Here is a 13,064-nt window from a genome sequence, read left to right as displayed (position 1 = left end):
CGCCGGAGCGCGAGGCGTGGACGCCGAGGCTTCCGGCGAAGGCGCGGCCGCCGTGGGCGCCACTGCAGAAGTTGCAGCAGCCACGGGAGCAGGCGCGCTCTCCGCGCGAGGCGTGGGAGCCTCCGGCGCGGACGTCTTGGCAGCGGCCTCCGCTGCCGGCGGAGATCCAGTCTCCGTCGCAGCAACAGGCGCAGCCTCGACGCGAGGCGCGGCTGCTGCGGGGGGTTCGGGCTTGGTCGTCGGGGCCGCAACGCTCTCGGTCGTGGAGACGACAGGTGCGGATGCGACCGGTGCCACGGGTGCTGCAGCTTCCTGCGGCTCGCGGTCCGGCGTTTTGGTGGGTGCGCTCGGCGTCACAGGGGGGCTCTCAGAGGGCGCGACATGGCGCGCTTCGACCGACTCTGCAGCGGGCTGATGGCGTGGCGTCGTCGACTCCGAAGGGCGAGCTACGGGCCGGGCGGCGACCGGTTCCGGAGCAGGTGCTGGACGCGCGGGGATCGCCGGCTCGGGCGGCCGCACGGCTCCGGGTTGCGAAGGCGAGGGCGCCGGAATTCCTTCGGCCCCTGGGCGGGCCTTGCGTTTCACCACAGTAGGTCGAATGCGTTCCTCGACCACCTCGGGCGCCTTCTGTCGCTCGAGGTGGCGCTTCACGCGCTCGACGACGTCAGCCTCGACGGCGCTCATGTGATTTCGCACGTCGCCGATCCCCATGGACTGGAAGAGCGCGACCAGCGTCTTCTGATCCATGTTGAGCTGCTTAGCCACCTCGTAGACCCGAACCTTACTCATGCACCTCGCTCCACGTTACCAGTCCGCCTCGCCCACCCGCGCCGGCTTCGACGCGCCGCCGCGTCGCTCCCCGTACCGCCACGAGCACTCATCTTCTCATCGTTCGACGCGCCCGCTTCGTGTTTACGACGGGGCGCACCGCGCTGCAGGGATTTTCTCGCCTCACCGTGCCCAGTCGCACCGGACACCTCGGCAGCATGCGCCCGGGGAGACTCAGCTTGTTGCCTCGACTCACCGGTCTCTGCGCGCTTGTTCCCACCTTCCGAGGAATTCGACTCCTCGCGTGGTCTCCTCGCTGGGCGCTTGACCCCCCTCACCGTGCCTTGCTCGACGCTCATGCAGGCGTCTGCCACATGTACGGAGTCCAGGATGGCTGACGCCAGCCTCACAGAGGTGATCGCCATTACAGCAACTCCCTGTTCCCGACGACCTCCCGCCAGCTTGCCGAGGGAGACCTTCGTCCCCCATGCAACAGCGCGGCCCGAAGCAATGGCGGACTGCACGTGAGAGAGCTGAGATCCAGCCGCTGCATCGCAAGCGACGACCGCGAGCGGAGCACCTCGGTCCAGGGACTGCGAGGCGGCGTCGGCACCAATGGCCGCAGCACGTGACCGCACGGCCGATCGAATCAGCCCCTCCACCCGACGGGTCATTGCCTGGCGGATGGCCAGCGCCAGCGTCTCCGCTGTCAACGCGACCGCTCGAGGGCCTGCCGTGCGCTCCGATGTCTCGACTTCTGGGCGCGGGTCGGCACCCTCGGGGAGGTTGGGAGCTTCGGGGAGAGCAGGAGACGGCTCCAGCGCGTCATCCAGGTAGATCGAATGAACTCGACCCCGCGCAGCCCGCGGAAGGCCCCGTTGTACGGCCTTCGCCAAACACTCTGGCCGCGCATGAACGTGAGCGCCTCGCCCGAACCCCCCGTTGCCAGGGTCGACCGCGATCGCTCCCTCCGGAGCCAGAATCAGGCGCACGAGCGGAGATGACGCCTCGGACGAGTCGAATGCAACACGCTCACCACAGCCCACACACATGCGCGTGCGGCCATGAGGCGACAGGGCGACTGCAGATGCCCGAGGCTCGACCTCGTGCACCGCGTCCCCTTCTGCTGTACTCGGCTTACCCGTCGTTTCCGTCATTCCCCGCGTCGTCCTCCTAGGCCTGCTTGGCAGCGGCGGCACGTTGACGTGCCTCGGCCCGCGCTGCGTCGAGCACCTTCTGCTCGCTCTCTACGAAATCACGCGCGCCTTGCTTGATGGCGCGCGCCTTCTTGATTCCGAGCCCCGTGCGGATCGCCAGCCGATCCTCGTCTTCACGAAGAAGATCCTCGACCGAGCGGTACCCTGCTTCTTCCAGCAGCGTCACGGTCCGCTCACCCACGCCGCGGATGAACATGAGACGCTCGCGATCCGTGAGCGCCTCGGACCGCTGCGAAGCGGCACGGATTCGCTCTTGCCGGAGACGCTCCATCGTCGTCTCCGCCTGCGTCTTGATCCGATCCGCGACATCGGAGCCGCCCAGCCCGGGAATGGCGGCGAGTTCTTCGGTCGTGGCCTCACTCACTTCTTCCAGTGCGCGGAAGCCGAGCCGGTACATGGACTTGGCGATCTGCTCGTTCACGCCGTCGATCTGCTGGAGGGCAGAGATCGCCTCCTCCTCCATCTGCTTGAACTTCGACTCGCTGATGATGTCCAGCTTCCAGTTCGTGAGCTGTGCTGCGAGCCGCACGTTCTGCCCTTTTCGCCCGATGGCCAGGGACAGCTTCTCATCCGGGACGACGAGCTCCATGCGCCCGTCTGCCTCATCGACGATGACCTTGTGCACCTCGGCAGGCTGGATGGCCGCGATGACGTAGCGCGCCGGATCCCGATCGTAGGGAACGATATCAATTTTCTCCCCACGCAGCTCCTGCACGACGGCCTGCACGCGCGACCCCTTCATGCCCACGCATGCGCCGACCGGATCGACATCTGCATCACGGCTGGTGACCGCGATCTTCGAGCGCGCCCCAGGCTCTCGTGCCACCGAGACGATGCGCACGATGCCCTCGTAGATCTCGGGCACCTCAGCCTCGAACAGCTTCTCGACCAGACGAGGATCGGCACGCGACAGAATGATCTGGGGCCCACGGGCCTCGCGATCGATGTCCTTGACGTAGGCCACGATGCGATCGCCGGGACGGTACGTCTCGCGCGGAGTCTGCTCTCGGAAGGGGAGGATCCCCTCGGTGCGGCCGAGGTCGACGATGATGTTGTTCCCCTTCTCGAAGCGGCGGACGATCCCGCGAATGAGCTCGCCCTTGCGATCCTTGTACTCGTTGTAGATGAGGTCGCGCTCGGCGTCACGCACACGTTGCAGGAGCACCTGCTTCGCCGTCTGAGCGGCGATACGTCCGAACGTGGTCCGGCCGTGCTTGAGCTTCAGGATGTCCCCGTACTCTTTGTCCTGCTCGCGCGCCTTCTCAGCGTCCTCCGGGCGCCAGAAGACCTGGAATCCCAGCTCCTCGCCCATCGCAGCCTCGAGCTTCAGCCGCTCGACGTCTGGCAAGGCAATCTCGCGCTCTGGATCCGAGACAGTCTCGACCACCGTCATGTACTGAAAGAGGTCGACTTGCCCGCTCTCGTCGTTGAAGCGCGCCTCGAGTTCGCGGCTTGGCCCGAAGACGCTCTGAGCCGCCTTCAGAATCGCCGCTTCGATCGTCTCGACGAGGATCTTCTTATCGATCCCCTTCTCTTTTGCGACCTGCTCGAGGATGCCGCCCAGGCTCGTGTCCGAGGACGGCGCCGCTGCCATCGTTGCCATGACGTTCGTGTCTCCTGGTCCTTGCGTTCTTACGGTCTCTTTCGGGGGCCTGGAGTAGCAGGCTGAGCGCCCTGCTCTGTCCCTTCAGCCTGGCCGGAAGGACGTCGCCGCCCTTTCTTGCCTGCCTTGGGCTGAGGCGTGAGCTCGAAGACGAGCCGCGCCTCGGCGATATCTTCAATGGCCGCCTCGATGCGCTTCCCATCGACCATGACAGCGACCAGCCCCTCCGGTGCTTCGAGCAGCTCGCCGCGCAGGAGCTTCTGCCCATCGGAAGCGGGCCGCGAGAGCTTCACTTTCGCGGTGCGCCCCACGAAGCGCTTGAACTCGGCAGGCGACTTGAGGCGTCGATCCAGGCCCGGAGAGCTGACCTCGAGGTTGTAAGCACACGAGATCAGATCGGCAACGTCCAGGGCCGCAGACACATCACGAGAGACCTCGGCGCAGTCCTCGAGGGTGACTCCACCCGAAAGATCGAGAACGCCCTCTCGTTCGATCGTGACGCGCAGTGTCCAGCCCGCACGCTCAGTCAGCCACTCCGCATCGACGAGCTGGACACCGTACGCCACGAGCGCAGGCGTGATCGCCTCTCGAACTCGCGCGAGATCTACCGTGCCTTTCGTTTCGCCGCCCATCGAGTGCTGCATGAAATAGAAGATCGCCTTCGGATGGCCCCGCTCGACTCTGGCGTCCAACTCCGGGCTTTCCAATCCCGGTGACCACACGCCAAAAAAAAAGAGCCGATTCCCAAACTGGGAACCCGGCCCGCGGATCCACCTAGTTGTGACCGGCACCCTAGTCCCATATGCGCATGCGCGCAAGAGGAGACCTATCCCGTCCCAGGACGGGATAGCGGCCCAGGGCTCACGATTTCAGCAGGGCCGACCCTGCTCACTCGAACCGAACCGGCCTCTGTGGCCGCACTTCCAGCTCACTCACGGACATCGATCCCGCCGAAGGAGTGAGCGCCCCGCGGAACGTCAGGACCTCACGCAAGGTTCGGCAAGGCTACCACATCGATGTGCAGAACCTCGTCGAATGCCTGAATTTCCTTCACACAAGCCTCGCTCGGACGACCGGAGACACGCAGCTTGGTGCACGTCGCCAGCGCGCCTTCGAACACCGTGTTCGACACTTCCTCGACGTTGATGTTGTGGCGCTTGAGGACGGCGAGGCAGTTCGCCAGCACCCCGACCTTGTCCAGCATCCGGATCACCACCGCAAAGCGCGCAGGCGAGGCTGCCGCGATGTTCACGACGTTGGGCACGTCTTCCTTGGTGAGGAAAGAGCGCACGATCCGCGCCGTCTCCATGGCGATGGCGAGCTGCGCTTGCTCGGTCGAGGCGCCGATGTGCGGGGTGCCGTAGATGAGCCCCTGGCTGAACAGCGCAGGATCGATGGTCCCCTTCCCTTCGTTCGGCTCGTCCGGGATGACATCCAGACCTACCCGAAGGTTCTTCTTCGGCGCAAATTCGGCCAGAGCCGCGTAATCGAGAACCTCCCAGCGAGAGGTGTTGACCAGGATGGCGCCCTCGGGAAGTGCCTCGAGGACCCGTCGACTCACCACGCCGCGCGTGTGGGGCGTGAGAGGAAGGTGGATCGACAGCACGTCGGATTTCGCCGCGAGCTCCTCCAGGGTGCGGGCAAAGCCGACGTTGATCTTCGCCGCGCGTGAAGGTGTCAGCGAGCGTGACCATGCGTGGGGTGTGAGCCCGAACGTTCGCGCGCGCTCCAGCAGCTCACGACCAACTGCGCCGAGCCCTGCGATCCCGATCCGGTGACCGTACAGCCCCCGACCTGCCGAGTACTTCGCCTTCTCCCAGCGACCAGCGCGGAGGTCGGTCGTCGCATCCACCAACCGACGGTCGAGCGCCAGGATGAACCCCATCGCCAGCTCTGCGACCGCTATCGCGTTCTTCCCGGGGCAGTTGGCGACGTAGATGCCGCGCACGCTGGCCGCTTGCACGTCGATGTTGTTCACCCCGGCGCCTGCGCGGACGATCAGGTTGAGGTGCTTCGCCGCGCTGAGCGCTGCTGCGGTGACCTCCGTCGAGCGAACCACGAGGATGCCTATGCCATCCAGGGCGGCCGCCAGGGTGTCCCTGGTAAGCTCGGGCCGATAGAGGATTTCGATCCCGAGGATCCGCAGTTCCTCGAGGGCGGAGAGGTTCATTTTGTCGGCGACGAGCAGACGCATGCGAGGCCTCAAGGTAACAGAAAACGAGACGTTGGCGGCGTGCCTTCTCTTCGTCACCGCGTGCGGCGGAAACCACAGCGTCTCGCCCTGGGGTGGGGGAGAAGCGCCGCCCCCCTCGGTGCTCATCCAGGCCTCAGACCTCGGCGCCCAGCTTCAGATCATCGATCAAGAGACGGCAGCACGCGGGCTGACCGTCGTGACGGAGCTCCGAGGCAACCTCCCCCGGGGGGGCGGTGAGGTGGTTGCGCGTGGGTATCGAGGCGTCGACCGGCTCGGGCGCCCCATCACGGCAGTCCGCGTCGTGAGTTCTCGCGGACTGGTCCTGACGCTCGGGCCTCGGTCGCTGCGCGACCTCGACCACTTCCGCGCCACCGAGCTACTTGCCCATCCTCTCCTCGGAGACGTGCCCCTGGACGACGACGACATCCAGCGCGCGTCCCTGGGCGATCTCAACGGCGATGGCTCCCTCGATGTCGTCCTCCGCAGCGAGGCTGGCACGCTGGAGGTCTGGTCCCTCCGCGCGTTCAGTGCCACCCCGTACCCGATCGAACTCACCACCCTCCCCACACTCGCCCTCGACATCGAGCCGGGGAGCGGGCTGTCGCTCGGAGGTCGCCCGCAGCCCGTCGAGACCGATCAGCTCCAGCCCGACCTTCTCGAGATCGCCACGTTCGAATCCGGCCGCTACACAGGCCAGAGCGCCGCCGCGCGCGCCTACCACGCACGTCGCGCAAGAGAACTCACCACGGAATCGCGCTCCCCATCCACCGAACCGACAGCGCCCGACGAGACCACCCGGCTACGACGCGCCATCGAGCGCGCCTGGTACACCCTGCTCGCAGGTCGACCCCGCACGGAAGTGCTCACTGCGCTCGACAAGGAGCGGGTCTCCTCCGAGCACGAGGGCGTGTTCGCCGCGTACAGGACGCGCATCGCGCGCATGGGCTCGAGGTCGGCCAAAACGACTACAGAGAAGACACCGACGGGGCAGGGAGCTGAAACGCCTGCCCGAAGGTGACGATGATGTCTCCAGGGAAGGAATCTCTCGCCACGTAACCGCGCGTGAGGGGGAATCCCCAGTCGGCCCGGATCACCGTCCGGTCGAGCTGTGGAAACAGGATACGCAACCCCACCCCTGTCGATTGCTTGACCCTGAAGTCGTCGAAGCCCCTGAACGCATCCCCCACATCGAAAAACGCAGCCCCCGCGAGCTGCACGGACCAGATCTCCAGGGGCACGCTGCGAAACTCCAGGTTGGCAGCGAACATGTCGGGACCGATGAACTCCCCGGTCGCGTACCCACGAAGGCGCGACTCCCCGCCGAGCTGCGTGAGCCGGTTCATGTAGTTGCGGTAGCGGTGCATCAGGACGGCATCGAACACCAGCCTCCCGATCCCGAAGTGAGGCGTATGGATACGGCCAGCGATCTGGATCGAGCCATCCGCGATCCGGGACGGCTCGGCCTCCGTGACGCTCTCCACCACGAGTCGCGCCAGACCGTCGCCGAGCGGCACCGTGTAGCCCGCCGCCACGGCCACGCCCGCGAAGTTGCGCGTCGATCCGAGCCCCTGGAGCACCGGATAGAGCTTCAGCGACACATCATGTCCTATCCGGAAATCCTCCTGGAGCCCCAGCGTGTTCAGATCCAGCACCCGTCGAAAGTGCGCCGAATAGGTGTGGTACTCGAACGCGGGTCCGATGCGTGTGTCGCTCGTCGGGACGGCTCGACGAAGAAACTCTCGACGCGCATCAGGATCGAAATTCGACAGGTCACCGGCCCGATACACTCGGCGACTCGCCTGGATCCCGAGCGAGAAATCGTTCTTGAGCAGGCGACCGAAACTCCTGGTGACCGTATAGCTCCCCCCGAGCACAGAGCTCCGGTATCGGAACGGGATGTCGTCCTCTTCCGGCGTGGCATCCGCATCGAAGGTGGCCACCTGCCCTGCGACGAAGCGTCGGGTGATCTCTTCTCGCCAGCTCACGACCGCCCCCCACGACCACTCCGCGATGGTGGCGTAGAGCGGCTGACCGTAACTGAACGACCCGAAGGACCCCTCGACCTCGCCGCTGTCGCGTCCCAGGATCACGTTGGCGTCGGTGCTGAGAACGATCCGGCTGCCCCCCACGTAGGGCATCGTGTAGCTCCCGCCCAGTGAGACGGTCGCCGGGTCCATGAGCATCTGCGCCGCGATGGAATTGTGGGTCCCCAGCAGGTTCTGTTCGCTGGGCTGGAGCAGGAGGTACTCCAGCCTCCCCGCAGCGAAACGGTAGTTCGAGTTCAGCCGCAGGCTCCACACGTCCTTGGTGACCACCACCATGCGCACCCGATCGGGGCTGCTGCCCCGGACCGGAAACACGAGGACGAGCGAGAGCTGATTCCGCCCTCTCAGATTGCGCGCCGTCTCGTCGGCGAGGACTTGCCGATAGGGCTCACCCGAACGAAGCAGCATCTCGCGCCGCAGCACGAACGGCCGCGACGTCGAGTGGAACCAGTTGACGAACGCAGGCGCCGGATCGCGATCTTCGAAGACCTCGAGCGGGATGATCTCGATCCCCTCGATGATCTTCCCTTCTGGCTCCGAGTCGATGGAGGCGTCGAGACGCGCCAGCGCGCGCCGGATCGTCTCGACCTCGTAAGGGGAGTAGCGCAGCTGCAGCGGCGCATCCGTGGCGGCCGTCGGGGCCCCCGCGAGCGCGCCGGCGCCCGCAGCGCTCGGCTCGGGTGGGAGCTGCCCCGCACCGGGTGCTCGTGGAGGCGCCACACCGGGACGCGGTTGCACGACGGCAGGGCGCGGAGCGACCGTCCCCTCATCGGCCTCTCCCGGCTTCGTGAGGAGGAGAAGAGAGCCCGCGACCAGGATCGCCCGGACGACGCCGCGTGCCCGAAGCGCTCTGGTTACAGGGACGTGTCCGGCGGGTACGTGGCGATGACGTTGACCTTGTACTTCACGTACTGATGCGGAATCGTCCCCCAGTCGGGCTTCGGCATCGCACGGTCGATGCACTTGATCAGCTCCTTCGCCTTGGCGCGCTTGATGGTGCTCGACTTGCCCGAATAGAGGTTGGTCCGCTTGCGTCGGAAATCCATTTCCAGGACGAAGCTCACGGTGACAGGCGTCTTCCCAGACGGTGCACAGCTCGCGTTCTCGCGGATGGCGCGTGACAGCGCATCCTCGAAGAACGTCACGTGATCGCAACGCTCTGGCGCCGTCTTGCCAGGACCAGGATTCTCGCAACGGATTGTGGTGAACGGAGACAGCGTCACCGCTGCTGGCGTGGACGTCTCCGGCAGCGGGATCGGGAGCGCCAGCACGCTGGCATTGGCCTGCGCAGCATCCGCTGTGGGGATCGGCTCGGGCCGCGGTCGTCGCCAGAGATAGAGCGGCACCGCCACGAGGATCAGACCCGCCACGAGCGCGATGATGATCTGAAGACGGACCGGTCGATCACCCCCGCCACGACCGAGGTAGCGGTAGGGAGACGGTTGCGAGGGAGGGCTGGAAGGAAAGAGCGGCCTGTTCATCGCGCTACTGCGTCAATCCACCAGCGTCCGGGCGGGTCGCCCGGGCTCGAACTTCACCAATGTGGCCGCCAGCTCCAGCGTTTCGGGCAAGGTCCCTTGAACCTGCGCCACGACCTGCTCCACGACGTGGCGCGCCTCTTCGAGGCTCGGCCCCACCACCGAGACCGCAAACTTGAGGGGCCCCGTACGGCCCGCGACCGCCGGCGTCAGGCTGAGCAGCAGCATCTCGGTCAAGTCGATGACCCGCTGCGCCGCCTTGCGCAGCGCGAGCATCTCCAGGATGGTCGGCCGCTCGCTCACTTGCCGGTTCGGCCCCCGCAGCTCGAAGCGCGCAATCTGCATCGGCACCTCGGCCCACTCTGCGAAGAGTCCATCCTCGTCGATGGCCTTCATCAGATGCTCGCGCACGAGCAACCCCGTGAGCCCGTCTCGCTTCGCCAGGTACTGCTTCGCCTTCTTGTGGTGCGGCGAGTCCGAGCCGAAGGTGACCAGCTTCAGCCGACACTCGCCGAGCTGCACCTCGCCGCCATGCAGCAGCGACACCTGCGTCTTCCGCTCGTAGTTGAAGTCGGCGTACGTCCCGTTGGTGCTCCCGTGATCCTCGACGAGCCACGTCCCCGTCTGCCACCGGAGCGTCGCGTGCGCTCCCGAGACCGTCGCCTCCGAGAGCACGATGTCTTGATCGCTCCGCCGCCCGATGGTGATCACCGACTTGTCCAGCGGCAGCAGCGTCCCCACGATGTCCGGCGCGTTGCTCGCGTAGCTGACCAGCAACGACTGCGCGCCAGGCGTGAAGTTCGTCCGAAGCGCGCCACCCGGCGGCGGACCTGGATCGAGACGCTCTCGCGGTAGCTGGATGGGGCTCGTCGTCAGCTGCGACGGGTTGAAGAACCGCATGTGACGCGCCTGCGGGCGCATCGTCGGGTCTTCGTTGAGACCGCGGAAGATCTGCCGGATCTCGTCATGCGACAGGCCTGCCGGCACATCGAACATGATCTGCTGCTTCATCGGCTTGACCCGCGGCTTGTAGCCAGGCTCGGGGACGCGGCAGGTCCACATCTCCCAGAGCGTCAGGGCCATCGCGTACACATCGTCTTCGGGGCTGGCACCACCACTGCGCAACCGCTCCGGGGACATGTAGTTCGGCGTCCCGCCGTCGGGCGGCGCCCCCGGCTTGCGCGCCGAAGCACGCGCGCGCTCCTGAGCGAAGCCGAAGTCCAGGATCACCGTCCGCCCCTCGGAGACCATCACGTTGCCGGGCTTCAGGTCACCGTGCACCAGCCCCTGGGCGTGGATCGCCGCAAGACCGTTGCAGACCTCGCTCGCGATCTTGCGGAACTCGTCGGCGGAGTACCCCCCTTGCGCCTTCCGCTTGCGGATGTGCGTGTGCAGCGTCTGGCCAGGGATCTGCTCCATGACCAGGATCGGGCCCCAGAGGCTCGGCGCCAGGTCATGGACGCGGCAGACGTTGGGGTGGCCGACCGATCGCGCGAGCAGCAGCTCCTGACGAAGCGCCTCGTCGTCTCCGGGCATGCGCGACTCTTCACGCACGACCTTGAGCGCCACCGTTTGCTGGGTGGAGCGATCGAATGCCAGGAAGACCTCGCCCATGCCGCCTTTACCAAGGCTCTGACGGATCTCGTAACGGTCATTGATGACCGTTCCGGCAGTGATGGGAGGGGGAGACGTCTTGGTCACGGCCTCAGTCAAAACGGTAGAGCCTCAACGCCGGTGCGTGCCGACACCAACCTGGGCGACAGCGTCGTCTATCTGAGCGACAAGCGCAACGAGTCGTTACAGAGAAGAGACGTGCCGGCGTTACCCTCCTCCTACCCTTCGGCCTTCGAAGTTTCCATCCCCATGAGGCCGGCTCCACCCAACCCGCACCGGAAGCCCCCTGCAGCACGCCTGGGACGCCAGGACACCGATCGGAGCGCTTGACGCTCTACCGTGACCTGAACTAGGTCGCGGGTGCAGGCCTGTCGGGCCTGCCGATCTCGCGCAGTGGGCGCGAGGCACAGCCGTGTCGGCCGACCGATGCCCGGGGCTCGTCCCGGGCGGCAGTCGTCCTCGCAGCGACGCCTCGCGCCAGCCAACAGGGAAGCCGGTGAGAGACCGGCGCGGCCCCCGCCACTGTGACCGGGGACGAAGGCGGAACATCCACTGGAGCTCCGGCGCCTTTCTTTCAAGGAAGCGCCGCCTCTGGGAAGGACCGCTGGAGGACGATCCGGGAGCCAGGAAACCTGCTGCATGAGACCGTCCGCGGCTCCGGGGTGGAGCATGCGGCGGGCATCAGGTCTCGCCCTGTCCTCGCCTGGCCGCGCGCTGCCCCGAGCACGGAGTCGACCGTGTGGAACGGCGCGGTGTGGCGCCCGGAAAGGACAGCAGCAATGGGACGGCAAAGAAGCATGCGGGGCGGTCGCTGGGACCTCTCCTGGACGTCGATCGGGCTGTGCGCCATGGTGGCCGTGGGTGTCTCCGCCGCCAGCGGATGCGGAGGAGGCGACGAGGATGGCTCGGGCGGCTCGGGTGCATCGACCAGCAGCCAGGGCGGCGCGGGAGGCGCCGGGGCAGGCGGCGCAGGCGGCACGGGCGGCGCGGGGGGTGACAGCGGCGATTGCCTCGATCCTTCGACTTACGCGGACGCCTTCTCGATCGTGGATTCGACGCTCTGTGCGGTCGGCGTCTACACCGCAGACGTCTCCCTCGGCTCGGTCACCTGGGGCCGACATGGCGGCCCCCTCCTCCTGGAGGTGGACAACCAGCACGGAGACCCCGCGCATCTCGTACGCCTCTCGCCACCGGCCGGCGCGACCGGCGCCATGACCTCCACGGTGACGACGATCGAGACCGGAACCCCGGCGGGCTCATACTTCGGAGGCCAGGCGCTCGACCTCCCCTTCTTCGACTGGACCGCACTCTCCTGGACGGGCGCCTTCCCCAACACCGAAGGGGAGCTCCTCCTCGTCACCAACGACACCGTCACGGAGCGGTACACCGTGAACGGCTTCTATGCAGCGACGGCCCTGGCAGGGCGCCTGCTCTACACGGGCCTCTCCTTGCTCGGCGAAGGCGCCAGCGGCGCCAACGCGCTGTATGCCGCCGACAGCTGCGGGACGGCCGATCAGAACCCGCGCTTCTTGCCCGAGGGCGACGCCACCTGCTCCGCCCCCGTCGAGGTCGACAGCTGGGGTGACTTCTCCGGACCGCTCACCATCGACCGCGCCGGCAACGCCTTCGCCATCCTCCCGACGTTCTCGGACGGTCAGGAAGCGCGGGCCTACGCAGCCGGGCAGGTGGCTCGTGGTGCGGGGGCCACCCAGGGGACCACGCTGTTCGAGCTCCCTGGCTTTGGGGACGCGCTGGCCGCCATGGCCCCCGAAGGGGACGCTCCCGGCCTCGTCGTCTTCCAGCCGACGGATCCCGCGACCTATGACTACCTCGACCCGCTGGCGACCCCCTACACGTCGGGCGCCACGGTGCAGCCCCAGGGTGAGCCTGCCGAGGTCCTCCGCCTCACCACCCCGAACACGGCCCTCGCGCTGACCACCGACGAGGACAACCGGGTCTGGGTGGGCCTGACCCTTCCAGGCGGCGTCACCACCTTCGTCGTTCTGGCCCGACGGTAACGCGGCCTCCGCAGAAGCGGATCATCGCTCGCGTTTCCCCTTACGTCCAACCCCAGACCGTTTCCTCGAGACAGCTCGGCTCCAGCGCCGGATGCCTCCGCGCAGGCCGGCCGCCATCGCCCGGCTG

The 13,064-nt window shown here is 66.9% G+C and carries 9 protein-coding genes, 1 pseudogene and 1 riboswitch; of the genes and pseudogenes, 2 read left to right on the top strand and 8 right to left on the bottom strand.

Translation table 11 applies throughout. The annotated features are described in order from the left end of the window. Positions 1-645: 645 nt before the first annotated feature. From CMC5_RS49165 to CMC5_RS14230, 5 genes and pseudogenes are all read right to left on the bottom strand, one after another. A pseudogene (locus CMC5_RS49165) lies at positions 646-789 on the bottom strand (translation initiation factor IF-2 N-terminal domain-containing protein); the annotation flags it as partial. Continuing rightward, on the bottom strand, positions 786-1,820 hold the full coding sequence (locus tag CMC5_RS49160; protein WP_425394835.1) for a YlxR family protein: 1,035 nt from the start codon (positions 1,818-1,820) through the stop codon (positions 786-788). The gene CMC5_RS49160 and the pseudogene CMC5_RS49165, both read right to left, overlap by 4 nt. 121 nt (positions 1,821-1,941) lie before the next feature. Continuing rightward, on the bottom strand, positions 1,942-3,588 hold the full coding sequence (nusA, locus tag CMC5_RS14240; protein WP_050430936.1) for a transcription termination factor NusA: 1,647 nt from the start codon (positions 3,586-3,588) through the stop codon (positions 1,942-1,944). A 29-nt stretch (positions 3,589-3,617) separates the two neighbouring features. Continuing rightward, entirely contained in the window at positions 3,618-4,379 is a 762-nt protein-coding gene (locus tag CMC5_RS14235) for a ribosome maturation factor RimP (RefSeq protein ID WP_245678431.1), read from the bottom strand. Between the two features lie 194 nt (positions 4,380-4,573). Beyond that, positions 4,574-5,782: an NAD(P)-dependent oxidoreductase gene (locus CMC5_RS14230; RefSeq protein WP_050430935.1), complete on the bottom strand. Its 1,209-nt coding sequence runs from the start codon at positions 5,780-5,782 to the stop codon at positions 4,574-4,576. 31 nt (positions 5,783-5,813) lie between these two features. Between CMC5_RS14230 and CMC5_RS14225 the strand changes: the two genes are divergently transcribed. Beyond that, a complete protein-coding gene (locus CMC5_RS14225) occupies positions 5,814-6,800 on the top strand; it encodes a VCBS repeat-containing protein (RefSeq protein ID WP_156338578.1) in 987 nt (328 codons plus the stop codon). Here the strand turns inward: CMC5_RS14225 and CMC5_RS14220 are convergent. From CMC5_RS14220 to CMC5_RS14210, 3 genes are all read right to left on the bottom strand, one after another. Further along, positions 6,748-8,565: a BamA/TamA family outer membrane protein gene (locus CMC5_RS14220; protein ID WP_050430933.1), complete on the bottom strand. Its 1,818-nt coding sequence runs from the start codon at positions 8,563-8,565 to the stop codon at positions 6,748-6,750. The genes CMC5_RS14225 and CMC5_RS14220 overlap by 53 nt on opposite strands. A gap of 116 nt (positions 8,566-8,681) precedes the next feature. Further along, positions 8,682-9,308: a hypothetical protein gene (locus tag CMC5_RS14215; protein ID WP_050430932.1), complete on the bottom strand. Its 627-nt coding sequence runs from the start codon at positions 9,306-9,308 to the stop codon at positions 8,682-8,684. Positions 9,309-9,320: 12 nt separating this feature from the next. Next, positions 9,321-11,006 carry an FHA domain-containing serine/threonine-protein kinase gene (locus tag CMC5_RS14210; protein ID WP_082362479.1) on the bottom strand — a complete coding sequence of 562 codons (1,686 nt, stop codon included), beginning with the start codon at positions 11,004-11,006 and terminating at the stop codon, positions 9,321-9,323. Positions 11,007-11,405: 399 nt separating this feature from the next. Next, positions 11,406-11,553, top strand: a riboswitch (cobalamin riboswitch). 145 nt (positions 11,554-11,698) lie between these two features. Between CMC5_RS14210 and CMC5_RS14205 the strand changes: the two genes are divergently transcribed. Continuing rightward, positions 11,699-12,937: a hypothetical protein gene (locus tag CMC5_RS14205; RefSeq protein ID WP_156338577.1), complete on the top strand. Its 1,239-nt coding sequence runs from the start codon at positions 11,699-11,701 to the stop codon at positions 12,935-12,937. The last annotated feature ends 127 nt before the right edge of the window (positions 12,938-13,064 follow it).

The organism is Chondromyces crocatus (assembly GCF_001189295.1).
Taxonomy (GTDB): domain Bacteria; phylum Myxococcota_A; class Polyangia; order Polyangiales; family Polyangiaceae; genus Chondromyces; species Chondromyces crocatus.
The sequence above is the reverse complement of the archived record's forward strand: the minus strand, read 5'-3'. Positions and strand labels throughout refer to the sequence as shown.